General features: G+C 66.1%; 20 protein-coding genes. 12 read left to right on the top strand and 8 right to left on the bottom strand.

Annotation, left to right across the window (positions count from 1 at the left end):
* Positions 1-205: 205 nt before the first annotated feature.
* Complete coding sequence (locus FHW97_RS20380; protein WP_171799632.1) at positions 206-3,205, bottom strand: TonB-dependent siderophore receptor; 3,000 nt, start codon at positions 3,203-3,205, stop codon at positions 206-208.
* A gap of 317 nt (positions 3,206-3,522) precedes the next feature.
* On the opposite strand from FHW97_RS20380, the gene FHW97_RS20385 reads away from it, so the two are divergent.
* Positions 3,523-4,017 (top strand): gluconokinase, encoded by a 495-nt coding sequence (locus tag FHW97_RS20385; protein ID WP_082209292.1) that lies wholly within the window; start codon positions 3,523-3,525, stop codon positions 4,015-4,017.
* A gap of 28 nt (positions 4,018-4,045) precedes the next feature.
* Here FHW97_RS20385 and FHW97_RS20390 read toward each other — a convergent pair whose 3' ends face one another.
* From FHW97_RS20390 to FHW97_RS20400, 3 genes are all read right to left on the bottom strand, one after another.
* Positions 4,046-7,072, bottom strand: coding sequence for a glycosyl hydrolase family 28-related protein (locus FHW97_RS20390; RefSeq protein ID WP_171799654.1), 3,027 nt, complete (start codon positions 7,070-7,072; stop codon positions 4,046-4,048).
* Between the two features lie 114 nt (positions 7,073-7,186).
* Positions 7,187-7,864, bottom strand: coding sequence for a FadR/GntR family transcriptional regulator (locus tag FHW97_RS20395; RefSeq protein WP_062787197.1), 678 nt, complete (start codon positions 7,862-7,864; stop codon positions 7,187-7,189).
* A 14-nt stretch (positions 7,865-7,878) separates the two neighbouring features.
* On the bottom strand, positions 7,879-9,222 hold the full coding sequence (locus tag FHW97_RS20400) for a gluconate:H+ symporter (RefSeq protein WP_171799633.1): 1,344 nt from the start codon (positions 9,220-9,222) through the stop codon (positions 7,879-7,881).
* 334 nt (positions 9,223-9,556) lie between these two features.
* Here FHW97_RS20400 and FHW97_RS20405 point away from each other — a divergent pair, with 334 nt between their 5' ends.
* Entirely contained in the window at positions 9,557-9,766 is a 210-nt protein-coding gene (locus FHW97_RS20405; RefSeq protein ID WP_210427002.1) for a helix-turn-helix transcriptional regulator, read from the top strand.
* Between the two features lie 195 nt (positions 9,767-9,961).
* On the opposite strand, the gene FHW97_RS20410 is transcribed toward FHW97_RS20405, so the two are convergent.
* Positions 9,962-11,656: an acyl-CoA dehydrogenase family protein gene (locus FHW97_RS20410; protein ID WP_171799634.1), complete on the bottom strand. Its 1,695-nt coding sequence runs from the start codon at positions 11,654-11,656 to the stop codon at positions 9,962-9,964.
* Between the two features lie 100 nt (positions 11,657-11,756).
* Here FHW97_RS20410 and FHW97_RS20415 point away from each other — a divergent pair, with 100 nt between their 5' ends.
* Positions 11,757-12,395 (top strand): TetR/AcrR family transcriptional regulator, encoded by a 639-nt coding sequence (locus FHW97_RS20415; RefSeq protein ID WP_171799635.1) that lies wholly within the window; start codon positions 11,757-11,759, stop codon positions 12,393-12,395.
* Between the two features lie 28 nt (positions 12,396-12,423).
* Here FHW97_RS20415 and FHW97_RS20420 read toward each other — a convergent pair whose 3' ends face one another.
* Positions 12,424-12,993 carry a bacterioferritin gene (locus FHW97_RS20420; RefSeq protein ID WP_183533850.1) on the bottom strand — a complete coding sequence of 190 codons (570 nt, stop codon included), beginning with the start codon at positions 12,991-12,993 and terminating at the stop codon, positions 12,424-12,426.
* Positions 12,994-13,183: 190 nt separating this feature from the next.
* Here FHW97_RS20420 and FHW97_RS20425 point away from each other — a divergent pair, with 190 nt between their 5' ends.
* From FHW97_RS20425 to FHW97_RS20440, 4 genes are all read left to right on the top strand, one after another.
* The gene (locus FHW97_RS20425; RefSeq protein ID WP_028657435.1) at positions 13,184-14,101 is read left to right on the top strand and encodes a heme o synthase; all 918 of its coding nucleotides are present in this window, start codon (positions 13,184-13,186) and stop codon (positions 14,099-14,101) included.
* Between the two features lie 16 nt (positions 14,102-14,117).
* Positions 14,118-14,291 (top strand): hypothetical protein, encoded by a 174-nt coding sequence (locus tag FHW97_RS20430; RefSeq protein ID WP_166643350.1) that lies wholly within the window; start codon positions 14,118-14,120, stop codon positions 14,289-14,291.
* Positions 14,292-14,330: 39 nt separating this feature from the next.
* On the top strand, positions 14,331-14,885 hold the full coding sequence (locus FHW97_RS20435) for a cytochrome c oxidase assembly protein (RefSeq protein ID WP_022674740.1): 555 nt from the start codon (positions 14,331-14,333) through the stop codon (positions 14,883-14,885).
* A 107-nt stretch (positions 14,886-14,992) separates the two neighbouring features.
* The gene (locus FHW97_RS20440) at positions 14,993-15,817 is read left to right on the top strand and encodes a cytochrome c oxidase subunit 3 (RefSeq protein WP_022674741.1); all 825 of its coding nucleotides are present in this window, start codon (positions 14,993-14,995) and stop codon (positions 15,815-15,817) included.
* 107 nt (positions 15,818-15,924) lie between these two features.
* On the opposite strand, the gene FHW97_RS20445 is transcribed toward FHW97_RS20440, so the two are convergent.
* Positions 15,925-18,612, bottom strand: a complete 2,688-nt coding sequence (locus FHW97_RS20445) for a M1 family metallopeptidase (RefSeq protein ID WP_171799637.1) — start codon at positions 18,610-18,612, stop codon at positions 15,925-15,927.
* Between the two features lie 202 nt (positions 18,613-18,814).
* Between FHW97_RS20445 and FHW97_RS20450 the strand changes: the two genes are divergently transcribed.
* Positions 18,815-19,396, top strand: coding sequence for a hypothetical protein (locus FHW97_RS20450; protein WP_022674743.1), 582 nt, complete (start codon positions 18,815-18,817; stop codon positions 19,394-19,396).
* Positions 19,397-19,635: 239 nt separating this feature from the next.
* On the opposite strand, the gene FHW97_RS20455 is transcribed toward FHW97_RS20450, so the two are convergent.
* On the bottom strand, positions 19,636-21,210 hold the full coding sequence (locus FHW97_RS20455; protein WP_022674744.1) for a helicase HerA-like domain-containing protein: 1,575 nt from the start codon (positions 21,208-21,210) through the stop codon (positions 19,636-19,638).
* A 106-nt stretch (positions 21,211-21,316) separates the two neighbouring features.
* Here FHW97_RS20455 and pabB point away from each other — a divergent pair, with 106 nt between their 5' ends.
* The 4 genes from pabB to arfB are packed head-to-tail and all read left to right on the top strand — an operon-like array spanning position 21,317 to position 25,464.
* Positions 21,317-23,158 carry an aminodeoxychorismate synthase component I gene (gene pabB, locus FHW97_RS20460; RefSeq protein WP_054132373.1) on the top strand — a complete coding sequence of 614 codons (1,842 nt, stop codon included), beginning with the start codon at positions 21,317-21,319 and terminating at the stop codon, positions 23,156-23,158.
* A gap of 6 nt (positions 23,159-23,164) precedes the next feature.
* A complete protein-coding gene (locus FHW97_RS20465; protein WP_022675179.1) occupies positions 23,165-24,340 on the top strand; it encodes a pyridoxal phosphate-dependent aminotransferase in 1,176 nt (391 codons plus the stop codon).
* 54 nt (positions 24,341-24,394) lie between these two features.
* Positions 24,395-25,048 (top strand): RluA family pseudouridine synthase, encoded by a 654-nt coding sequence (locus tag FHW97_RS20470; RefSeq protein WP_022675180.1) that lies wholly within the window; start codon positions 24,395-24,397, stop codon positions 25,046-25,048.
* A 32-nt stretch (positions 25,049-25,080) separates the two neighbouring features.
* Positions 25,081-25,464, top strand: coding sequence for an alternative ribosome rescue aminoacyl-tRNA hydrolase ArfB (gene arfB, locus FHW97_RS20475; protein WP_043607770.1), 384 nt, complete (start codon positions 25,081-25,083; stop codon positions 25,462-25,464).
* The last annotated feature ends 12 nt before the right edge of the window (positions 25,465-25,476 follow it).

Below are 25,476 nucleotides of genomic sequence, written 5' to 3' on the forward strand. Positions count from 1 at the left end.
GCTCAGACCCTCGCCAAGCTCGCCAGCAGTCATCCAGCCAACGCCGTCGGCGAACTCATGCCCTGGATCGCCGTGGCCTGAGAACGTCGCTTACCGCTCTCGACGACGCGGCTATCGCGTTCCTGATTGCCTAGGTCTGTAGGAGCACCGGACAAAAAGAACCGCCGGTCCCTGGGAGCGGGACCGGCGGCGAGGGAGGGTCTGGTCAGAAACTGGCGCGCACGCCGATACGATACATCCGGCCGATGACGTCGTAGAGCAGCGGGTTCACGTCGATCCCGGTGTTGGTCTGTGGCGACGCGGCTGGATCGTGGTTGAACAGATTGTCCACCTTGGCATAGGCCGTGATCGCCTTGGTCACGTTGTACGTGGCGCCCACGTCGAAATAAAACGCGCCGGGCATGCGGTTGTTGTCGATCGTGGGGTGCAGCGTGGCCTGCTGTGCGGTCTGCACCGGACAGTTGGTCTGGCACTCGATATATTCGTTGCTGATCTTGCCGGCGCTGAACCAGCGCTGGGTGAAGGTCAGGCTGAAGTTGTCGGTATCCCAGCTTTCGGTTGCCAGCACTTTCCACTTGGGCGTGGCCCCGGCGTTGACCCCGGCGCCTTGCGTGGGGATCGTGTTGGGCAGACCGATATCGGTGATATAGTTGCGCACATTGGTGGCTAGTGCGCGCAAGGTCAGGTTGCCAGGCAGCTTGAGGCTGTCGAGCCGGAACTGATAGCTTGCCTCGATATCGAAGCCGTCGGTGAAAATCGAGGCGAGGTTGAACGCCTGCACGTTGACATAGGGCGTGGCGGCATTGAGATCGAAGGCGCTGCACAGTTGCGTCACCCCGCCATAGCAGTAGTTCACTTCCTGCTGCGCGCTGAGTGAGGACACCACGCCTTTTACCTTGATGCGATAGTAATCGACCGAGAGGTTGAGGCCTGGCGCCCAGCCCGGGCGCGACAGCACGACCCCGGCCTCGGTATTGCGCGCGATTTCCGGCTTGAGTGCGGTGTTGCCGATCGTGTTCTGCTGCACGGTGACAGGCTGGTTGTTGTTGAACGGATTGGTCAGCCCCGGAACGGTAACCGTGATCGGCGCGGCATAAAGTTCGCTCAGGTTGGGTGCGCGCACGTCGCGCGAGGTGACCGCGCGCAGGCGGATGCCGTCCACCGGCGTTTGCCAGGTGCCGCCGATCTTCCACGTGTAGACCGTGCCCGAGGTGCTGTAGTGCGTGGCGCGACCCGCCAGGTTGAGATTGGCCTTGCCAGCGCCGGGCGTGTCGACCAGCGGCAGGTTCGCTTCGAGGAAGCCTTCATAGACCGAATACTTGCCGCTGCCGTCGTGATAGTTGCCCGCGTACCAGTTGTTGCCAGCGGTGTTGAGCAGCGGATCGGCCGGGTAATCGGCGGTGTTGGGATTGCTGGCGGTGACCCCGTTGCCATAGGGATCGCCTTTCACGCGGTAGTATTCGCGGCGCCATTCGCCGCCGAATGCCAGCGAAACCGGGCCGGCCCAGGTGGAAAAGGGCTGGTTGTTGAACGCGATGCTGGCCACGTCCTGGGTCTGGCGGGTGTGCTGGTGCGGGCCATGGGCAGGGGTGATATAGGCAAGCGTCGCCGCGCTGGGGGTGGCGCCGCCAATGATGTTGAGCGGTACGCAGCCACTGGCGCGTGCGGCCGGATCGGCGCAGGCGATGGTGCCGTCGTTCAGGCGCACCGCCTGGATCGCGGCGTTGTATCGGGCGTTGAGCGTGATGTTGCTCACCGTGATGTCGGTGATGTTCTCGCCATGCTCGACATAGGCGTCATAGTGCAAGTCGCTGCCCAGGAACGGGATCTTGCCCTTGGCTCCGGCGACGAAGCGATATTGCTCGCGCACCGGATTGACGTTGATGAACTTCGGCAGCACCGCGTTGCTGACGCCATACTTGAAGCTGGTGATGCCGTTGGCCGCGCACAGATCCTGGATCGAGGTGGGCACGAACGGGTTGGAGCATTGCAGGGTGAGCGAATTGGCCTTGGCCGCGCCCGGATTGGGTGTGTTGTTGGAGGTGACGCGCGCCACATTGACCGTGGCATAGACCTCGTTGTCATTATCAATATCGAAGCCGATGCGGCCATAGCCGTTGGTGCGGGTGATTTCCGATTGCAGGCTGGTGCCGTTGCCGACGTTGCCGGAAAGATCGCCGCCCACGCAGAAGCCGTTGTTGCAACCGGTCACGGTGCCGGCGGCGTTCTTGTCGGGCACGCCATTGGAGCCATAGACGAAATTGAACGGCTTGCCGCTCTGGTCGAAGGCGATGCCCTGGAGCGGGCCGGCCGTGATCAGGCCATACTTGGTGTATTGATAGGCCTGGGCATGCTTGCTGTTGCGGTATTGCGGCCTGCCATCGGTGTGCAGGCCGGTGTTGATCAAGGTTTCGGTCTCGTACCAGTCGCGCCCATTGGGGCCGGGGCCTTCGCCGAAACCATAGGCGGGAACGCCGTTTTCATGGCTGTATTCGCCGCTGACCACCACATGCAGGCGGCCATCCATGAAGGATTTCCCGGCTGCGGCCTGGAACGTGTAGTTGTAATCATCACCATAGGTGGTGATGCCGTTCTGCGCGTTGGCCTTGAAACCTTCGAAGTGCGTGTTGGTGACGAAGTTCACCACGCCGCCTACTGCGTCCGATCCATAGGATGCCGATGCGCCGCCAGTGACCACGTCCACCCGATCGACCAGCAATTGCGGGAACAGGCTGATATCAGGCACGCCGGTGACATTGGCGCCGACCACGCGCTGGCCGTCGAGCAGGGTAAGCGTGCGGATCGGCCCAAGGCCGCGCAGGCTGAACGAGCTGAGCCCCTGGGTGCCGCTGGACGTGCTGTTGGTGCCATAGGTGGCACCGGTGCTGCCCTGGAGCGAGGGCAACTGGGCGATGGTGGTGAAGATGTTGGGCTGCGCGCTCTTGGCGATCACCGCGGCGCTGAGCACTTGCGTGGGGGTCGGCGCGCTGAAGCCGCTGGAGGTGATGCGCGAACCGGTGACGACGATTTCCCCGGTGCTGGGGGCGGGCGCCGCTGCTGGGGCAGGGGTTTCGGGCAAGGCGGTCGGTGCGGCCTGTTGCGCGAGCACTGGGCAGGCCCAGGCCAGCGCCACGAGCGCGGTGCCCTTGGCCAGGACGGTGCGCAGCGGCCTGCTACTCGACGTGGCGGTTGGCGTGGTGGTCATCGAAATCTCCCCCATGGCTGGTCCCTTGGCCGGTGACGTTGCTTTGGCCAGGGCTGGTATCGCTAACAATCTTGTGCGTGGTCCTGGCGTTGGCAGCCGGGTTTCCGTGGTGAGGGCATAGGACCGCGGGGCGCCTGGCGCAGCCGCGACCATGGTCCTAATTGGGCGGGCGCCGGCGACGCGGTTAAGGACGCTGTTGACATGGCTGTCAGGCAACCCGCGCGGCGCACGCCATGCGGGGACGGCAAAGCAGGAAGGACAGAAGCGTGTCGGGCAAGATTGCAGGCCACAGCGTGGCGCCGCTGGCCATCGTGGTGATGGGCGTGAGCGGCAGCGGCAAATCGACACTGGGCGCGGCGCTGGCGGCGCGGCTGGACTGCCCATTCCTGGAAGGCGATGGATTCCATTCGGCGGCAAACGTCGCCAAGATGCGCGAGGGCATCGCCCTGACCGATGCAGACCGCTGGCCCTGGCTCGATCACCTGGGCGCGGCGATGGGCCAAGCGGTGCGGCAAGGCGGCGTGGTGGTCGCGGCCTGTTCTGCGCTGAAGCGCGCCTATCGCGAGCGGCTGGCTACCGCGACAGCCGAGCCGATCGCCTTTGCCCTGCTCGATGCGCCCTTGGCCGAACTGGCCCGGCGCATGGGCAACCGGCCCGGGCACTACATGCCGCCGAGCCTGCTCGATAGCCAGTTGGACACGCTGGAGCGACCCGGCGCGGATGAGCCGGCGCTTACTCTCGATTCCACGCAGGGCCAGGATCGGCTGGCCGATGCGATCCTGGCCTGGATCGCCCAGCGCCTCGCAGCTTAGTTGCAGGGCGCTTACAGGTTCCGTTCCCTCAGGGCCGTGCGGCAAAGAGGGCGTGGTGGGTGAGAATGTAGAGCGTGCGTCCGTCCTTGCCGCCAAACAGCAATTGCAGGGGGCGTTCGGGCACGTCGATCCGGTCGATCGGGCGGCCTGCTGCGTCGTAGACGAAGACTTGGCCATTGGCGATGTAGACGCGTCCGTCTGGCCCTGATGCCACACTTTCCCCGCCGCGATCGGCAAAGGGTTGCAGGTCTGTCACTGTGCCGCCGGCGCCCACGCGGGCGGAATAGGTCCGGTCTTCTGACTCGTTGCTCAGGAACACCCGCGCGTCGGGTCTGGCGGTGACTAGGCCATAGGCATCGAGCGAATCGGAAAAGCGCCAGCCGAGATGGTCAGCCGGGCCTTGCTGGAACACGCGATAGGCGGGGACGGCAAGGCTGCCATCGGGCGAGACATATTCCTGCGCCTTGGGCAGCGCCACATCGCGGGCGAACATCTCTGCCAGGGTGGTGAAGCGGTAGGTTGCGGGATCGAGCTGGCTGCGAAACTCACCGTTGACCCAGAGGTTGCCGGGCAGGGCGGTGAGCCGGTCGGGGGCCGGTGTGGTGGCGGCGGCGGTGGGCGGGATCACCGTCAGCGCCTGCGCCGATGTGCCGGGTTTGAACGCATAGACCGTGCCGTTGCGGCCGAGCGCGGAGAGCACGATCAGGTTGCCCGCCCGGTCCATTGTCAGATTGACCGGATCGAGCGGGGCGTCGCGTTCGGTGGTCAGCCCTTCGGTCTCGCTCCAGCCGTGAATGCGCTGCTGGAAATGATTGATGAAATAGAGCTTGCCCTGCGCATCGACCACGCCGCCGCTGGCGGAGAAGAATCCGTCGGCGAGCTTGGTCACCGGCACCCTGGTCGCTGCCGGCGCAACCGGATTGGCGGGCACGTCGAGCACGGCAAATTCGCGTTCGCGCACTTCCAGGCCATGCGTCACGTCGAGCAGCGCGTTTTCGAACGGAAACTTGCTGGCGCGCAGGAACGTGGCGCAGCCGTTTTCGTCGCAGGTGGCAAAGCCGCTTTCGGCGTTCACGTGCACGTTGCGCAGGCGGATGTCGGCCGAACGCTCGATCCGTACGGCGGCACGGGCGGGCTGGCGCGAGCGGGTGACGCGATAGGCGTGGAGATTGGCGATCAGGATATTGCGGGATTCGCGGATGTCGAACGAGACGGCATCGGGGCTTTCGCCGGCTTCCTCCTCGGTCTGTGGTGCCAGGAATTCCCAGTTGGCGACGCGGGTGAGGCCGAATTCAGTGCGGACATGGTGCTCGGCCGAAATCTGGTAGACATGGCCGGGCGTCTGCGTGTCGGACACGACCATGCCGGCCTGGGCATAAGTATTGGGCGTCCAGATATTGGCGAAAGTGCCGCCACCGCCCGCGTTGACCCACAGGCTGGGATACTGGCCGCCCCAGCGCCGGCGCGGGTCTTTGTCGGCGGTATGGGTGTCGTTGTAGGGATCGAAGCGGGTGCCATCGGCCGCCAGGGTGCCGTGGCCGCCCTGGAATTTCACGTCTTCGACCAGCGAGCCGGCGCCCGATTGCCACGACAGCGCGGTGGCGCGCGGGTTGATGCCGCCGGTGAACAGGCCCAGCCCAGTGACGATGGCCTCTCCCCCGGCAGGCGCCAGGACCAGCGCGCGCGGGGCGCCGACGCCCTGGAATGCGGGCGTGCCATCGGGCAGCACGATCTGGGTGAGATCGGGATGCAGGCCGATCAGCACGCTGTCGGGCCGCAGCGTCAGCGTATCGGTGACGACATAGCGGCCAATCGGGAAATAGAGCACGCGGTGCGTGGCGATCGCGCGTTGCAGGGCGGCGGTATCGTCGGTCCGGCCATCGCCGCTGGCGCCCAGTGTGCGCACGTTGGTCCATTGCGCCGGGCGGGGCAGCGCGCGGATCGCCGGGGCACGCGGCCGGGGCAAGGCGGCGAGCGCGGCCTGGTCCATGCGCGTTTCAACCGCGCCGGGCACACCCAGGCCGGGCAGGGTGATGCCGTGGGTGAAGCTCTTCACCCGATAAACCGGCGCGGCCCCGGCCACGGTCTTGCCGCTTTCGCGAAAGCGGGCGAAGACCGGGGTGTGGGTGGCCACGGCGTTGTCGAAGCCGATCTGGGTATAGGCGTTGCCTTCATTGGCGATGACCACCCCAGCCTGGCTGACGTTTTCAAAACGGACGTCCTTGCCCCACAGCCAGTCGCCATAGTCCTCGTCGATGGCGATCCCCACCGGCACGTTGCGCAGCGCGACGTTGACCAGGGTGAGTCCGGCCTCGTGCTCGCGAATGGCGGCCTCGCGCTGGCCGTCGAATGTGGCGTCGAGCAGCGTGAACGGCCAGGCGGGGGAGGTCTTTTCGCTGAGAATGCCATAGCGGCCGCCGTGGAAATGCACGTCCTGCGCCATGTTGCCCACCTGATAGGCGCCGGCGAGGCCTGAACCTACCGCAAAATCCATGTGCCGCAGATAGGCGTGCTGCGCGGCGTGGAAACGCACGCCTACTGCCGCCGGATTGCCCGCGCCGATGGCAATGTCGATATTGGCCATGGCTGAATAGAACGCATCGGAATTGGCGTCGGCGATCGCGGGATTGAACGGCACCGCGTCGGGCGGGGGGAACGGCACTTTGCCCTCGCCGGCAGTGGGGCTGCCCTTGGGACCGCGCCCGGTGAAGATCACCATGGTGGCCACACCCTGCTGGAAGCCCGGCGTGGCATCGCCGAGCATCAGCACCGGCCGGGTCTTGCCCGTGCCGATTAGGCGCAGGCCTGGCCAAAGGAACAGCGAGCGGGTGATGCGATAGCGCCCGCTGGGCAGGAATACCACGCCTTCGCCGCGCGCCCCGGCTTGGTCCAGCGCCTGCTGGATCGCGGCGCTGTCGTCGGCCTTGCCATCGCCCACCGCGCGCACCGTGATCGCCTGGGTATCGCCGGGCACCTGGTCGAACACCGATGGCGCCTTGGCCTGTGCCAGGGTTGGGGCGAGCGCGATGGCTGCCAGAATGCTTGATCCGATCATCCAGGCCTGCCGTGGCACCACGTTTCCTCTCCTCACACGATCGGGCCGGGATAGCGGCTGGCGCGCGCCGGGGCAGGCGCGACCATAGTCTTAAGTGTGTGGAATTTCAGGCGCTCAGGGCATCAGCCGCTTGCGCCCCTGCCACAGGTGCCAGCGCATCGCGAGCGCAGCAGCATCGCCATCCTGGGCGCGGATCGCGTCGACGACCAGCTCGTGCTCCTCAATCATGGCGTTGATCGCGGCGGGCGGGCGGGAGCGCGAGATATCGACCCCGGCGCGCAGGATGCGGTCGATCTCGTCATGCATGTGATCGAAGCTGGAGACGAAGATCGGGTTGGCGGTCGCTTCGAAAATGGCGCGGTGCAGTTCCATGTCTTCCACATGGGCCGGGCCACTCGCTTGCAGGGCGGCGCGCAGCGCGTCCATCGCGCGCTCGATCACCAGCATCTGTTCGGCCGAGCGGCGCTGCGCGGCCAGGCGTGCCGCTTCTGCCTCGAGCACCAGGCGCACCTCATAGCTGCCCATGGTGGCGGCCAGGTTCTGCATCGGCAGATGGCTGCCCAGCCTTTCGGACGGACGCCGCTTGACGAACGAGCCGGCGCCGCGCCGCGCTTCGGTAAAGCCGTCGGAGGCGAGGCGGACCAGCGCCTCGCGCACCACGGTGCGCGACATGCCGAACATTTCCGCCAGGCGCGTTTCGGAGGGCAGGCGGTCGCCGATCTGGAGATCGTCGGTGTTGATCAGTTCGACGATCCCGGCATAGGCGCGATCGGCCAGGCGTTCCTCGTGCATGGTCCTCCCCTTCTTCAGACGAGCCATCCGGCGGCCAGCACCAGCACCAGGCCTACCACCGAAATCAGCGTTTCCAGCACCGACCAGGTGCGGAACGTGTCGGGCGTGCTGGCGCCGAGATAGCTGCGCACCAGCCAGAACCCTGGATCGTTGACGTGGGAGAAGAACACCGAGCCAGCGCCGATGGCAAGCACGGTCAATTCCGGCGAGGCGCCGGTGGCGGCGACCACGCCGGGCATGATGCCGGCGGCAGTGATCGTGGCGACCGTGGCCGATCCGGTGGCCAGGCGGATGCACACCGCCACGGCCCAGGCCATCGGCAGTGCGGGAATGCCGCCGTGGGCGGCGAGGTGGGCCAGGAAATCGGCCAGGCCGGCCGAGACCAGCACCTGCTTGAGCGCGCCGCCCGCGCCGATCGCCAGGATGATCGCTCCGGCCGGGGCCATCGCTTCCTTCCAGATCGCGCTCTGGATCGCCGGGGCGCTGAACCCGCGGCCGAACAACAGCGGCAGGGCAACGAGATTGGCGAGCACCAGCGCGAGCACCGGATTGCTCGCGAGGCCGAGCCAGGCAAGATGCGGGGCCAGGGCTGGCGGCGCCACGGCGGCGATCTGCTCGGCGGCGATCAGTACCACCGGCAGCAGCACGCACAGCAGTGCGCGGCCCACGCCGGGCGCGGTGACGATTGGCGCGGCCGGCGTCATCACCGGGGCATCGGGCCGAACCCGGCGCGCGATCCACAGCGCGAACAGCGGGCCAGCCACGATCGCCGTGGGTACGCCGATCAGCAGGCCATAGAGCATCGTGCGCGGCAGGCTGGCGTGCAGTGCGTCCACGGCCAGCAGCGGGCCGGGATGGGGCGGCACCAGGGCATGCAGGGTGGAGAGGCCTGCCAACGCCGGGAGGAGCAGGCGCAGGCGTGTGGTGCCCGCATCTGCCGGCCCGGTCATCGCTGCGGCTGCCGCCGCCGCGATCGGTAGCAGCAGCACCACGCCGGTTTCGAAGAACAGCGGCAGGCCGATCAACAGCGCGACCGCCATGCTCAGCCAAGGGGCCGCTGCCGGCCGGCCATGGTGCAGCGCCATGCGGGCCAGCACGCCCGCCCCGTCTGACAATTGCAGCATGGCACCGAGCGAGAGGCCCAGCGCCACGACGAGGCCGGTACCGCCCAGCACGTCGCCTGCGCCTTTCTGCACGGCCTTGGCAGTTTCGGCGACGGGCATGCCGACCGCGATGCCCACGGCAAAGGCGCCGCAGAGCAGGGCGAGAAAGGGATGGAACCGCCCACGCGCGATCAGGGCGATGGCGAGGCCAATGCCGAGCAGCGCGGCCAGGACCAGGCGCAGATCGTCGCTCATCGCGCTGCCGCCGTCCGGGTGGTGGTGATTCGCCCCGACCTGCCTTGCCCCGATCCGTGATGGCCCATCCTGCTCTCCTCTCGCGCCACGGCGCTGCCTGCCTGCGCTGGTTCTGTGGAAAGTTGTATAACAGGTATGCGCCGATTTCAGCAATAAATCGTGTATTGACGGAATAACTCCGGCATAATATCAGAAAGCTGTCTAACTGATATTGGATTTCGCCATGCCGATCCGAGCATGGACGCACGGTAGATGCCGCAACGGTAGGCGATAGGGAGAGACAACGGTGACCGACTTTGCCCCTGCCAGTGTTCCGAACCAGCCGGCGCAGCGCCTGTCAGAGGCGCCCGCCGTCCGCCTGACTCCTACCCAGTTCAAAGTGATGCAGGGCGTGCGCTCGGGCCAGCTCAACAAACAGATCGCCTATGACCTGGGCATCGCGGAAAAGACCGTTAAGGCCCATATGACCGCGCTGATGCGCAAGCTCAACGTGCGCAACCGCACCCAGGTGGCGATCGCCGCCCAGTCGATCCTCGCCCAGTAAGTTTCCGCCTAATTAGTTTTCGGCAGCAGGTTTCGAGGCGTGTGGCAGCAAGGGAGCGTTTGCGGGAAAAGGCGGAATCGTCGGCAGCGCGTCTGATGTACGCCGACGCCGCCCAGGCAAATCCTGCCCTCAACCATCTCTCAACATCACGACACAACAGCCCCAGCCGAACAACGGCGTGGGGCTTTTTCACGTTCAGCCCAGATAGCCGCGATCGACATCATCGAATGCCGCCACCAAGGCGTGCCCGTGGGATGTGAGTGCCGCTTCGGCCAATGCCTGCGCCTGCGCCAGCAGCAGCCAATGGCGGCCCAGCGCGGCGAGGTGATCGTGCACCGGGCTACCCGACAGTGCCGCCAGCCGGGCGGCGATCCATCCTGTCGTGGCCAGGGATGCCAGTTGCAGGAACGGATAGGCGACGACCGTTGCCGTCGGCTTGTCGAGGCTCGATGCGACCTGCTCGAGCATGTCGAGCAGCGCCCCCAGGGTGGCATTACCGAGCCGGTCCGCATCACCGCGGGCCTTTGCCAGGAAGGCGCGATAGGCGCGGCCTTCATCGCCGAGCACGCGGCGCAGGGCGAGGTCGAGCGCCTGCATGCCGCTGGTGCCCTCGTAGATCGCCAGCACGCGGGCATCGCGCAGATAGCGTTCGGCTGGCCATTCGCGGGTGTAGCCGGCGCCGCCGAGAACCTGGATGGCGTCGTTGGCGCACAGGCTCGCTGCCTCGGCCGCGAAATTCTTGGTGATCGGCAGCAGCCAGGCCAGCACCAGTCCCGCTTCGGTGCGCGCCCCCTCGTCCTCTTCCCTTGCCTGGAGGTCTGACAGTGCCGCGGCGGTCAACACCAATCCGCGGGTGACTTCGGCACGCGCGGCAAGGCCCAGCAGCATGCGCTGCACATCACCGTGCTGGTCGATGGTGACCGGCGGGGCATCGGCCCTGCCGCCCTGCCGCCGCTCTGCAGCATAGCGCCAGGCGAGACTGGCTGCGGCACCCGACAGGCCCGCCCCTTGGCTGCCGACCGACAGCCGCATGCCGATGATCATTGTGAAAAGCTGCGCCAGACCGCGCCCCGGCGTGCCGATCAGGTGGCCCGTCGCCGCCTCGAACCCCAGGGCGCAGGTGGGCGAGCCGTGCAGGCCAAGCTTTTCCTCGATGCGCCGCACCACCACGGCATTGCGTTGGCCCGCGATATCGGATGGCACCAGAAACAGGCTGAGGCCTGCCGGACCATGCGCCCCCTCTGGTGTGCGCGCCAGCACCATGTGGGCGATGCGCGGGGTAAGGTCGTGATCGCCAAAGCTGATCCAGATCTTTTCACCCGTAATCCGCCAGGTGCCATCGGCATGGGGCACTGCGGCAGTGCGCAGTCGCGGCACGTCTGACCCGGCGTCGGGCTCGGAAATGCAGATCGTCGCGGCCCAGCTGCCATCGACCAGGCGCGGCGCCCATTCGGCGCACAGCGCCGGGTCGGCATAGCGTTCGATCACCTTTGTCGCGCAGCGCATCGGCGTGGGCAGCATGCCGAAGGCGGGCGAGGCGCGGTTGAGCAGTTCCTCGCACGCACTGTGCACAAGCATCGGCAGACCCGCGCCGCCCCATTGCGGTGCCCCTTCGATCGTGGTCCAGCCACCGGCAACAAAGGCCTGCCAGGCGTCGTGATGGCCCGGCGCCAGGCGCACGCGGCCCTGTTCCAGGCTGCAGCCGACCTGATCGGCCTGGGCGCTGAAAGGCTCGATCACACCCTCGGCCAGTTCGCCGGCGCTACCGATGATTTCCAGCAGCGTCGCTTCGTCCAACCCGGCATCGGGAAACAGTGCCTGCACCCGCGCGAATTCGGGCAGGGCGAGGATCTGGGCGACGATCGTGCCGGCGGCATCGGCGTAGGACATCTTGGGTTCCTCTCTCTATACGCTACCGTATGGTTTGAGGAGGGGCCGGGGTCAAGGCCGGTTCTGGACGGAACATGGCAAGGCGCCTAAGCCGCATGGCATGACGTCGTCCCCGTCCAATCCAGTGTCCGATCCCGCCGCAGCGCCAGCAGCGGCCGCGCCATTGGCACACAGCAAGCGTCTGGGCCGCGCCGACTGGATCGCCGCAGCGATCCAGGTGATGGCCGACAGCAGCGTGGAACAGGTCCGCGTGGAAAAGCTGGCGATCGACCTCAAGGCGTCGAAGGGCAGCTTCTATTGGCATTTCAAGGATCGCAATGCCTTGCTCGACGCCGTTCTGGAGGAATGGCAGGCACGATCGACGCTGATGGTGCAGGAGCGGCTGATGCGGGACGAGCCCGATGTGCCCACCCGGATCAGGCGACTGATGGAACTGCCGTTTCATTCCGGTGCCGCAGCGCGCGCGGCCGATCTGGAACTGGCCATCATGGGCTGGGCACGCCGATCAGCGGCAGCACGGGCCGCAGTTGGCGCGGTGGACGCGGCGCGCACGGCTTATCTGGTGGACCAGTTCGTGGAACTGGGTTGCGCGGTGGCGGACGCGCAATGGCGCGCGCACCAGGCCTACGCCCTCTTGCGCTATGTCGCGCAGCGCACCGATCTTGCGCTGGCCGATCGGCAGCAGATGATTGCCAAACTGCATGCCCGGCTGACGCAGGACTGCGCCGCCGGGCATTGATCGACACATTCAGGACAAGGCGGCGGGATTATTCCCCCTGCCAGCCTTCGAGCAGATCGCGGAATTCGTCGGCGTGGTTTTCTTCCTGCGCCAGAATCCCTTCCAGCATGATCCGCGTGGTGGGATCGCGATCACCGACATAGGCGATCAGTTCGCGATAGGCTTCCACCGCGATGCGTTCGGCGATGAGGTCTTCCTTGACCATGTCCTTGAGCGTCTTGCCCACCTGGTATTCGGCATGGCTGCGCTGGGTCAGCGTGGCAGGATCGAGATCGGGTTCGCCGCCCAGCTGGACGATGCGTTCGGCCAGCTTGTCGGCATGGGTGCGCTCTTCGTTGGCATGCTCGAGGAAATGCGCCTTGATCGGTTCCGAAACCAGGCCATCGGCAGTGTAATAGTGCCGCATATAGCGCAGCACGCAGACCCATTCGGTCGCCAGCGACTTGTTCAGCTGGGCGATGATCACCTCGCGGTCCTTGGGGAAGGACTGGGTGACCGGGCCCTGGTCGATATGCTTGCGGGCCTGGGCACGCAGGGTGGCGGTGTCGGTAAAGCTGGCGTCAGACTTGGCCGGCTTGGCGGCGGTGGCAGTGGCCATGGAACATGCTCCTGCAATGGGGGATGGCATGGATCGAGGTGGCCATGCCGTGACACCGGGCAAATGATCGGGCCGCCCTCCGGTTCCATTGCCCGACAGGGCGGGTGTGATCGCCGGGGATGATCGCGCGTGACGCTCGCTGTCCTTGAACACTTTCCCTCATGGCCCGGGCTGCTATAGCCGCGTCACGATGGACCTAGTAACGACTCCCCTGCGCATGCCCGCCGATTGGCGTGATTTCTTTGCTCTGACCAAGCCGCGCGTGATGACGCTGGTGATCTTTACCGGGCTGTGCGGCCTGCTCGCCGCGCCGGGAGAGATTCATCCGGTCTTGGGGTTTGCGGCGATTCTGTGCATTGCTGTGGGCGCCGGGGGCGCTGCCGCGCTCAACCAGTGGTGGGAGGCAGACCTCGACGCCGGGATGAAGCGCACCGCGCGCCGTCCGGTTCCGGCCGGGCGCATGGACCGCGAATCGGCACGCGATTTCGGCTTTGCGCTGTCGGGCGGATCGGTGGTGGTCATGGGCCTGGCGATCGGTTGGCTGGCGGCCGCGATCCTGGCGATCTCGATCTTCTATTATGCCTGGGTCTATACCGTGTGGCTCAAGCCGCGCACCCCGCAGAACATCGTGATCGGCGGTGGGGCCGGTGCCTTTCCGCCGCTGATCGGGTGGGTGGCCGTGACCGGGCACATCACCTGGATGCCGGTGGTGCTGTTCCTGATCATCTTCCTGTGGACGCCGCCGCACTTCTGGGCACTCGCCCTGTTCGTACAGACCGATTACGCCAAGGTCGGCATTCCGATGCTGCCGGTGGTGGCGGGTGAAAAGGCGACGCGCCGGCAGATCCTGTTCTATACCCTGGTGCTCGTGCCCGTGAGCCTGGTGCCATGGGCGCTGGGTGGCGCCGGGCTGGTCTATGGCGTGGCGGCGGCGCTGCTCGGCCTGGGTTTCCTGGTGCTGGCCATGCGGGTGGGCCTGCGCGACAGCGTGGCCAATGACAAGATGAAGCCGGAAAAGCGGCTGTTCGGCTATTCGGTGCTCTATCTGTTTGCATTGTTCGCCGCGCTGGTGCTGGATCGGTTTGCCGGGCTCCAGGGGTGGGCCTGAGCGGAGAGGAAACAACGTGGGCGACAAGCCGGAAAATATTGACCTGAAAGCCTTTCGTGCGCGACAGAAAGCGCGCAACCGCGCTTTGGGACTGGTACTGGGGGCTTTGGTGGTGCTGTTCTTTGCCATCACCGTCGTGAAACTGGGTGTGCAGGCCGCACACCGCAACGAAAGCGCGCAGCACGCCTGACCCGGACAATGCCGGGCGGGCGGATAAGGGAGAGATAGCGTGGCAGCGGCAATCGACAAAACCACCCGGGCCAACCGCAAGGTGGCGATCATCGCCGGCGCGGCGGCCTTGGGCATGCTGGGCATGGGCTATGCCGCCGTGCCGCTCTATCGCATGTTCTGCCAGGCCACGGGCTTTGCCGGCACGACCCAGCGCGCCACTGCAGCCCAGGCGGCCAAGGTCAAGCCTACGCTGCGCCCGATCACCATCCGCTTCGATGCCAATGTCGCGCCCGGCCTGCCGTGGACGTTCAAGCCCGAGCAGGTGACGCAGGATGGGCGAATCGGCGAGCGCAAGATCGCTTTCTTCACCGCCCGCAACAATTCCGACCAGCCCATCGTGGGCCGCGCGGTGTTCAACGTGACACCCGAGCAGACCGGCTCCTACTTCCACAAGATTCAGTGCTTTTGCTTCAATTATCAGAAGCTTATGCCGGGTCAGGAAGTGCGCATGCCGGTGGTCTACTACGTGGACCCGGCTATGTTGGATGACGCGAACACGCGCGATATCCCGGAAATCACGCTCAGCTATACGTTCAACAAGGCCGCAAATTGACTGGACCGGGCCAGATGTGCCCGATAGACATTGCAGCCACCACAAAAATGGCTCCCGTCGCTGTACGCACGAGGATGCTGGTTAAGCCTTGGGGGAAGTAGACGATCATGGCCGGCGCCAAGAACCACGATTATCACATCCTGCCGCCCGATATCTGGCCGTTCATGGGCGCTATGTCAGCCCTGGTGATGACCAGCGGCGGCGTTTTCTACATGCACAAGATGGCTGGCGGCACGCAGATCATGCTGCTGGGCCTGCTGGGCGTCTTGCTCACCATGTTTTCGTGGTGGGGCAAGGTAATCAAGGAAGCCCACGCCGGCGATCATACCCCGGTGGTGCAGTTGCACCAGCGCTATGGCATGATCCTGTTCATCGCTTCGGAAGTGATGTTCTTCGTCGGCTGGTTCTGGGCGTTCTTCGATTTCTCGCTGTTCCCCAGCAAGCTCAACACCGACGTGATCGGCGGCGTGTGGCCGCCCAAGGCGATCGAGGCGGTCATCAACGCGTTCGACCTGCCGCTGCTCAACACGCTGATCCTGCTGTGCTCGGGCACCACGCTGACCTGGGCCCATCACGCGCTGATCCATGGCGATCGCAAGGGCCTCAAGCTGGGCCTGACGGCCACGATCCTGCTCGGCCTGCTGTTCACCTCGATCCAGGCCTATGAATACGTCCATGCCCCGTTCGCCTTTGGCAAGAACACCTATGGTTCTGCCTTCTTCATGGCGACGGGTTTCCACGGCTTCCACGTGATCATCGGCACGATCTTCCTGATCGTGTGCTGGATCCGCGCCGAGCGGGGCGAGTTCACGCCGCGCCAGCATTTCGGCCTGGAGGCGGCGGCCTGGTACTGGCACTTCGTCGACGTGGTCTGGCTGTTCCTGTTCGTGGCCATCTACGTCTGGGGCAACTGGGGCGCGGTGGTCGAATAACCGCCCACGCCTGCCTATAGCCCACAAAAAGGGGCGCCTTCCGGGTCTGGAAGGCGCCCCTTTTTTGTGGGTGCCACCCCGGGATAGCCCAGGGTGGCGGCTCGGCGTTACTTCACTGCGGCCAGTTCGGCCGAGAGCGCGGCCGAGCGCTGCTCCTTGAGCACGGCGCAATCCTGCACCCGCTCGATCGCTCGGTCGAGTTCGAGCGCGCCCGAGTTGTTGGCAAAGTGCGGGCGCCAGGCGGCAATGGTCTTGGCCTTGTCCACCGAGCAGAATCCGCTCACCGCCTGGGGCAGGCTGCGCGCCAGGAAGATGCCGCCGCCGCTGGAGAGCAGAGTGTCGACGTGGGCATTGGCCCAGGCAAACGCATAGTCAGCTGTCTTGGGCGAGGCGATGGCCAGCGAAATGCCGGTCAGCTTTTCCGAAAGGCGCAGGCGCTTGTCGGAAAACTCTTCGATCAGCCACTTGGCCACGGCCGGATCGTTGCTGCGGCCCACGGCGCGCAGGGCGGCCGGGCGCAGCAGAGGATCTTCCGTCGACAGTGCCTTTTCCATCAGCACCTTGGCGCCTTCCAGGCCGCGCGGCTTGAGCCAGGCCTTAAACGCGCTGTTGTAGAAGGCGGGATCGAGCGCCCTGGCATCGCCGGCCAGCAGGCTGTCGACCGCCTTGGCCAGCTTGGCATTGAGCGCGGCATCCTCGGCCACTCCCGACATTTCCGCCACCAGGGCAACGCGGCGCTGCTGCTGATCGGGATCGTCACCCGCATGCGCGCCGGCGCGCGGATCGAAGCCCAGCTTGGCGAGCTGCGGACCACGCACTTCGGCCACCAGGCGGCGCAGGCCGTCGTGGGCAGCCGGGGACAACATGCCGCGATCGTCGAATGCTTCAAGCTGGCCGGTCGCACCATCGCTGGCGTAGCTGTCGGGATTGGCGGCAAAGCTGCGCGCGGCCGCCACCAGTTGCGCTGGCGTGGCACGCCCCGCCAGGAAGCTGGCTTCCAGGCTGTCGATCGCGGCCAGGGCTTCGCCGCCGGGCAGGGCGGAACCCTGCGCGATTAGGCTGTCCCACTGCGCCGCGGGCAGCTCGAAACGGTAATAGCCGGTGCCGCCCGCGTTGGGCATCAGCGCGCCGTTGCCGGCGATGGCAACCGTGCCGCTCTTGTCCACCAACAGCTGGCAGACGCGGGCATCGCCCTGGCGCAGGCACAGTGGCACGCCCCAGGTCTGGGCCAGGGCTTGCGCCGGGGCCTGGGTGCCGAGCCTGACATAGCGGCTTTGCGTCACGTTCCATTTGCCTTGCCCGGCTGGGGCAAACGTCACCAGCGGCACGCCCTGTTGGTCGGTAAAGCTTTGCATGGCCGGCAGAATGCGCGGATCACCGGCGGCATCGGCCATGGCGCCAAAGAAATCGGCGGTGCTGGCGTTGCCGTACTTGTGCTTGGCCATGTAGCCGCGGACGCCGTCGCGGAACTTGGTATCGCCCATGAACGCGGCGATCATCGATACCACGTGGCCACCCTTGCCATAGGTGATGGTGTCAAAGGCTGCGTCGATCTGGCTGTTGCGCTCGATCTTCTGGTGGATGGGCCGGCCGACGATCAGCGCGTCGGTGTTCATCGCGGCAAAGCCTTCTTCCAGCGCGCCGGCGCCGATGTTGAGATCGGGGCGCCATTCGTTGCCGATGCGGAAGCCCATCCAGTTGGCAAAGCTTTCGTTGAGCCAGATATCGTCCCACCAGGCCGGGCTGACCATATCGCCAAACCACTGATGCGCCAGCTCGTGCGCCACGACCATGCCGAAGTTGCGCTTTTGCGCGGTCGAGGCCTTGTCATCGAGCACGAGGAGCGAATCCTCGTAAAGATCGGCCCCGGCATTTTCCATGGCGCCCGGCATGATCGGCGCGGTGATCTGGTCCAGCTTGGGGAAGGGGAAGGCCTGGCCGAAATAGTTCTCCAGGTGGCTGACGATGCCCTTGGTGCCATCGCGGGCAAAGGCCAGCTTGTCGGCATTGGGCTTGGTCGAAATCACGCGCAGCGGCAGCGGGGTGACGCGCTGCGGCGTGGCCGGCACGGCGCCATCCACGCTCACGAACGGACCGGCCATCACCGCCACGAGGTAGCTGGGCAGCGGCAGGGTCGGGGCAAAGCGGTGCACGGTCTGGGTGCCGTGCGTTTCGGTCGCCACTTCGGGCGCGTTGCTTACCGCGCGCTGGCCCGCCGGCGTGGTGATGGTGACGGTATAGGGCGTCTTGAAGCCGGGCTGGTCGAACGAAGGGAACGCGCCGCGCGCATCGATCGATTCGAACTGGCTCCAGCTGTACCACTGGTTGTCCACGTGCACGCGGAACAGCCCGGTGGGGCCATCGTTGAAGCCGGCTTCATAATCGAACGCCAGCGTCGCGGCGCCCTTGGGCAGCGGCTGGGCAAAGGTGACCAGCGCCACGCCGGTGGGATCGGCCTGCTGGAACGTGCCGGCAATCGTCTTGCCACCCACCTTGGCGACAACCTGCTTCACCTTGAGATCGAGCCCGTGCATCCACACATAGCGGCCGCCCTGGTTCACGGTCACGTCGATCTCGGTATGGCCGGTAAAGCGCGGCTGGGCCGGATCGAGCGTGAAATCGAGGCGATAGGCGCGGGGCACCACGGCATTGCCGAGCTTGCCCACGGGCATCACGCCAGCGGCGGCGGGAATGGCCACGGCCTTGGCATCGGCGGAAGCAGCGGGGGCGGCAAGTGCCGGGGCGGCGGCAAGGGTGCCGGCCAGCATCGTGGCGGCAAGAAGCAGAGCGCGCATGGGATCCTTTCACGCGAAAAGAGGCTGGGCGCCTGCTTGCGCCCGGCTCGTTGCACGTGCAACCGGTTTCGACGAACCGCCGGGAATGATCTGCCAACGGCTTGGTGGTGTCTGAGTCAATGGCACGCTTTCCATTGCGTTGGCTGAAAGCCATTCCATCTACACCGCGAGATTTCCATCGACAGGCCGGTTCAAATCCGGAATGTCGGCAGACATGACGCAGTGGCGGCCCCAGTTCCAAGCAGCACTTGAAAAGCTGGCAGAAATCAGTTCGGCCATGGATGAGCTTGGACTAAATCCGCCAATCCTTGTGGGCGGCGGTGCGGTGGAGCTTTATACTCAAGGTGCCATCAACACTGGTGATTTCGATCTCGTCACCTCCCAGCAATCCGCGCTTGAAAGTGTTATGGTCGAACATGGGTTTGTGCGGCCCCGAGGCGCCGGTCGGTTGACGCGGGGGTGGATCCATCCTTCTCTCAAACTGGGATTTGAAGTGGTGGGAAGCCGTTTGCTCGACGGACATGCCGACACCAGCCTGCTGCAGTTAATCGAAGTGGGAGCCCACGGGACTGTTGCGGTAATTTCCATTGAAGACCTGATCGCCGATCGCATGGGCCAATATGCTTCCGGCGCTGCGCACGATATGATTGGTCAGGCTCAGGCGCTGTTCACCCTTTCTGAAGGGCTCGACACGGATTATATGGAGCGCCGAATTCGCGAAGAGACGATCGACACATATGGCGTTCAAGACCTTAAAGCCGACGCGCGGGACGATCAGTCTTGACGCACTGGGCGAACGTATAGCCGCACGGCGGAGTGTTGTCGGTGATGTCGCTGTGCCGCGCAACGCTGGCAACCGGCGCACGCCGTCAAAGCAAGCCTTGCTCGATGCTATTGCCGAGACAGGCGCAGATTGGTGATTGCGTGCGGTGAACGTCTATTGGGATGACGTTTACTGACAGGCAAGTGCAGCGGCTGGGCATGTTGGCTCAGACCCGTGGCGATCCAGCCGCTGCTGGCATCTTACCGCAACAACCCACCCAGAAGCCCGCGCGCGAAGCGGCCCAAGGCTTCGCCGCCCAGGCTCGTCGCGATCGAGCCAACCATTGCAGTAACCCCGCTGGCCACCGGCGCGGCGCGGGATTTCTTGCCGGCGATCTGGGCGGCGACCATCGCACCGGCCGATGAGGCGACAGCGCCCATCGCGGCCTTGCCCGCACGGCCCCACAGTGTGGGGGACTGGCGCGGCTGGGCACGCTGGGCGTCTGCGCCCTGTTCCTGCACGGTTTGTGCCGCGGCGGCGGCGTCTGCTGCTTTTTGTGCCAGCACTTCGGCCGCGCTCTCGCGGTTGACGGCGGTATCGTACTTGCCGCCGAACGGGCTGGCGGACTGGATGGCAGCACGCTCGGCCGGGCTGACCGGCCCCAGGCGCGAGCGCGGCGGGGCGATCAGGGTGCGTGCGACCATGCCCGGCGCGCCATCGGCGTCGAGCATCGAGACCAGCGCTTCACCCACTTTGAGCTCGGTAATCGCCTGGCCCACGTCAAGATCGGGGTTGATGCGAAAGGTTTCAGCCGCGGCGCGGATCGCCTTCTGATCGCGCGGGGTGAACGCGCGCAGCGCATGCTGCACGCGGTTGCCCAACTGGCCCGCCACCTTTTCGGGAATATCGATCGGGTTCTGCGTGACGAAATAGACCCCCACGCCCTTGGAGCGGACGAGGCGGACGACCTGCTCCACCTTGTCCATCAGCGCATCGGGTGCATCGTCGAACAACAGGTGGGCTTCATCGAAGAAGAACACCAGGCACGGCTTTTCCGGGTCGCCCACTTCGGGCAGCGCCTCGAACAGTTCCGACAGTAGCCACAGCAGGAACGTGGCATAGAGCTTGGGGCTCTGCATCAGCTTGTCGGCGGCGAGCACGTTGACCATGCCGCGGCCCTGTTCGTCCACCTGCAGGAAATCGTGGATCTCAAAGGCCGGCTCGCCAAAGAAGCGATCGGCACCCTGGCTTTCCAGGCCGAGCAGCTGGCGCTGGATCGCCCCGACGCTGGCCTTGGTCACGTTGCCATACTTGGTGGCCAGCGCGCCAGCGTTTTCGGCGCAGGCGGCCAGCACGGCCTGCAGGTCGGCCAGGTCCACCAGCAGCAGGCCGTTGTCGTCGGCATAGCGGAAAGCGATGGTCAGCACGCCTTCCTGGGTTTCATTAAGGCCCATCAATCGTGCGAGCAGCAGCGGCCCCATTTCGGAAATCGTGGTGCGGATGGGGTGGCCCTGCTCGCCATACAGATCCCAGAACACCGCCGGATTGTCGGCATAGGCATAGTCGGCAATGCCCAGGTCCTTGGCGCGCTGTTCCAGCGAGGCGGCGTGCTTGAACGTGGGGCTGCCAGGCATGGCGATGCCGGAAAGATCGCCTTTCACGTCGGCCAGGAACACCGGCACCCCGGCGCGGCTGAATTGTTCGGCCATGCCTTGCAAGGTCACAGTTTTGCCGGTGCCGGTGGCCCCGGCGACCAGGCCATGGCGGTTGGCCCGGCCCAGCAACAGCACTTCGCGTTCGCCCTTCGCGCCCAGGCCCAGGAAAATCTCGTCCATCCGCCGCACTCTCTCTCGATTTGTTGCCTTGCTGTGTAGGATGAGCCGCGATTGCCCGCGAGGGCTTTTTGCATCCGCATCGGCTTGTCGCTATGCGCGTGGGGTCATGACACGCGCCCCCTTTCTTTTGCTCGATGATGCCCGCCAAGGCGATCACGGCTCGGCCCGCCTCTATGAAGCGCCGCTGGAGATCGTGGTGGCGCGCCGGCCCGAAGAGGTGGACGCGGCCCTGGCGCGGATCGGCGCAACGCCGGGATGGTGGGCCGGCGCGCTGGCCTATGAAGCCGGGCTGGCACTGGAAGAGCGGCTGCTGCCGCGCGCGGCGGCGCGCAGCGGCAGTGCCGGGCCGCTGGTGTGGTTTGCCCGCTTTGCGCAGATGACGCCGATGGCCAGCGCAGACGTGGCAGCCTGGCTGGCGCGCGAAAGCGCCGGGCAGGGCAGCGGCGGCCGGCTGGGTCCGCTAGGCCCGACGCATTCAACCGGCGGCTATGCCCGCGCCTTTGCCCAGGTGCAGGAAGCGATCCGCAGCGGCGATATCTATCAGGCCAACCTGACGTTCCAGCTGGCCGGTTCCTGGCAGGGTGATCCGCTGGCGATCTATGCCGCGCTGCGTGGTGATGCGCTGGCCGGGCATGGCGCCGTCTTGTGGGATGGATCGCACTGGCATCTCTCGGTCTCGCCCGAGCTGTTTTTCGAATGGCGCGGCGATCGTGTGACCGTGCGCCCGATGAAAGGCACGGCGCCGCGCGGCGCCACTCCGCAGGAAGATGCCGCGCTCAAGGCCGCGCTCGCTGCCAATCCCAAGGATCGCGCTGAAAACCTGATGATCGTTGACCTGATGCGCAACGATCTGTCGCGCGTGGCCGTGCCCGGCACGGTCAAGGTGCGCGATGCCTTTGCCGTGGAAAGCTATCCCACCGTGCACCAGATGGTCACCACAGTGACCGCGCAGATGCAGCCCGGCGTGGCCGTGGCCGATGTGTTGCGCGCCATCTTTCCCTGCGGATCGATCACCGGCGCGCCCAAGATTCGCGCGATGGAGTGGATCGACATAGCCGAACGCGATGCGCGGGGACTCTATTGCGGGTCGATCGGCTTTGTCGATGTGCCCGACACTGCGGCGCCTGATCGCGGTGATGCGCCGGGGGCTGGCAGCGCGGCGTTCAATGTGGCAATCCGCACCGTGCGCCTGGTGCCAGACCATCCCGGCGCGGCCGGCGGGCGGGCGACCATGGGGGTCGGCTCGGCCGTGGTCGCGGATTCCGTCATGATGGGCGAATGGCGCGAATGCGTGGTAAAGGGGAATTTCTTGCGCCTGAACGCCGGCAGTGCCGATCTGATCGAGACCATGGCCTTTGATCCGACGGCGGGGATCCCGCTGCTGGAGCGGCATCTCGAGCGGATGAAGCAAAGTGCGCAGGCATTGGGCTTTGCGTTCGATCGCCATGCCTTGCGCAACGCCATCCATGCGCTGTGTTTCGATCTCGATGCCCCGGCCAAGGTGCGCCTGGTGGTGGCGCGCAGCGGCGCCCATGCGCTGGAGGCAGCGCCGCTGCCGCCTGCCTTTGCTGGGCCGGTTACCTGCGCCGTGCTGCCCCTGCCGGTCAGCACCGGCGACTGGCGCCTGCGCCACAAGACCACCGATCGCGGCTTTTACGAGGCCGGCCTCAAGGCGGCGCGTGGTGTTGGCGCGAAGGAAGCCCTGTTGCGCCGCGACGATGGGCTGATCACCGAAGGCTGCTTTACCTCCGTGTTCGTGGAGCGCGACGGCGTGCTCGTCACCCCGCCGGCCGATCTGGGCCTGCTGCCCGGTGTGCTGCGCGCGCAATTGCTGGAAGAAGGCCGCGCGGTGGAGGGCGAGGTTCGCCTGGAAGACCTGGCGCAGGGCTTTTTCCTGGGCAATGCGTTGCGCGGCCTGATGCCAGCGCGCCTCCTGGGCCAGGGCTGAGCCATCATGGACAGCCACGCCACCAGCGCCGCGCTGGGCCGCATCGCGCCTTCGCGCACCAATGCGATGACCGACCGCGCGATCGAACTGCGCGCCGCCGGGCGTGACATCATCTCGCTGTCGGTGGGGGAACCCGATTTCCCCACGCCGCCCCATGTGATCGCGGCGGCCAAGGCGGCGCTCGATACCGGGCAGACCCGCTATACCGCCGTGCCTGGCACCCTGGCCTTGCGTGAAGCAGCCGCTCTGCATTTCCAACGCGACCTTGGCCTTGCCGTGCCACCAAGCCAGGTGATCGTGACGGCAGGTGGCAAGCAGGCGATCTTCGAGGCGCTGCTTGCCACGCTCAATCCGGGTGATGAGGTGCTGATTCCCTCGCCTTGGTGGGTCAGCTATCCCGAAATCGTGCGCTTTGCCGGGGCCAGCGTGGTCGATCTGCCGACGCAGGCCAGCAGCGGGTTTCGCATCACGCCCGACCAACTCGCCAGCGCGATCACGCCCGCCACACGCTGGCTGCTGCTCAACAGCCCGGGCAATCCCACCGGGGCCACCTATCCGGCGGCGGAACTGCGCGCGCTGGGCGACGTGCTGCGCCGTTTCCCGCGCGTGCTGGTGCTGTCTGACGATATCTATGCCCCGCTGCGCTATGGCGGCGGGGCGCATGCCACGCTGGCAGTGGAATGCCCCGATCTGGCCGACCGCGTGTTGACGGTGTCGGGCGTTTCGAAAAGCCATGCGATGACCGGCTTTCGCATCGGGGTTTCGGCCGGGCCGGAATGGCTGATCAAGGCCATGGCCAAGCTGCAATCGCACAATTCGGGCAATCCCTGTTCGATCGCCCAGGCCGCCGCCACGGCGGCATTGGCCGGCCCGCAAGAATTTCTGGCCGATTGGCGCGAGCGTTTCCGCGCCCGGCGCGACAAGGTCGTCGCCGCGATCAACGCCATCCCCGGCCTGTCGACGCCAGTGCCCGATGGCGCGTTCTACTGCATGATCGATGCCGCGCCCTTGATGGAGCGCTTTGGTGATGACGAGGCGCTGGCCCTGCATCTGCTGGAACATGGCGTGGCGGTGGTGGCGGCCTCGGCGTTTGGCGGTGCGCAGGGCTTCCGCATCTCGTTTGCCGCCGATGATGCCGTGCTGGATGAAGCGCTGCGGCGCATTGCGGCGGCGCTGGCCTGAGGATTTACGCCCGCCGCGCTTGCCCGCCGGCGATTTCGCGCGCAAGGGGTGGGCATGATCGAAATCCCCATCCTGTTCGAAGACGGCGAAGCGCTGGTCATCGACAAGCCGGCCGGCCTGCCGCTCGACCGGCCGCGTGCCGGCGGCATCTCGCTGGAAGACCGTCTCGATGAATTGAAGCTCGGCTTCCAGCGCCTGCCCGCGCCGGTCCACCGGCTCGACCGCGACACCTCGGGCTGCCTGTTGCTCGCGCGCAATCCCAAGGCGCTCAAGCGCTTTTCCGCCGCGTTCGAAGCGCGCCAGGTGGAAAAGGTCTATTGGGGCGTGGTGGCTGGCGATGTCGAAGGAACGGCTGGCACCATCGCGCTCAATCTGTCCAAGATTTCCAGCGCCGCTGCCGGCTGGCGCATGATCGCGGCCAAGAAGGGCAAGCCCGCCGTCACCCACTGGCGCGTGCTGGCCCGGCTGCCGGGCCGCACCCTGGTGGAATTCCGCCTTGAAACCGGCCGCACCCACCAGGTCCGCGTCCATGCGCTGACTGGCCTGGGTGCCCCGCTGCTGGGCGATCCGGTCTATGGCGATGGCAAGGGCGCGGCCCGCACTCTGCTCCACGCCACGCGCCTGGTCATGCCGCGCGAGGGCAAGGAGGCCATCGTGGCCGAAGCGCCGATCCCGGCCGATATTGCGGGCTTGGGCTTCACGCTGTGACCGACACTCCCGAGGCGATCGTGGCCCGTGCCATGGGCCTTGTGGAGGAAAGCTTCATCGCGGCTGCCGGGCCGGGCGGACAGAATGTCAACAAGGTGGCCACGGCGGTGCAACTGCGCATTAACGTGTTCGCCTTGCGCCTGGCCCCGCCGGTGTTTCACCGGCTCAAGGAACTGGCCGGCAGCAAGTTTACCGCTGGCGGCGAGATCGTGCTGACCGCGCGCCGCTTTCGCACGCAGGAAGCCAACCGCGAAGATGCCCGCGTCCGGCTGGCCGACCTGCTGCGCGACGCGTGCAAGCTGCCGGAAAAGCGCGCCAAGTCGCGCCTCAATCGCGTAGGCAAGGTGCAGCGCCTGCAAGGCAAGAAGATCCGCGGCGCGGTCAAGGCCGGCCGCGGCAAAGTCCGCCTGGATTAGGCGGACCGATCC

Origin of the sequence: Novosphingobium sp. SG754, assembly GCF_013149315.1 — a bacterium.
Classification (GTDB): Bacteria; Pseudomonadota; Alphaproteobacteria; order Sphingomonadales; family Sphingomonadaceae; genus Novosphingobium; species Novosphingobium capsulatum.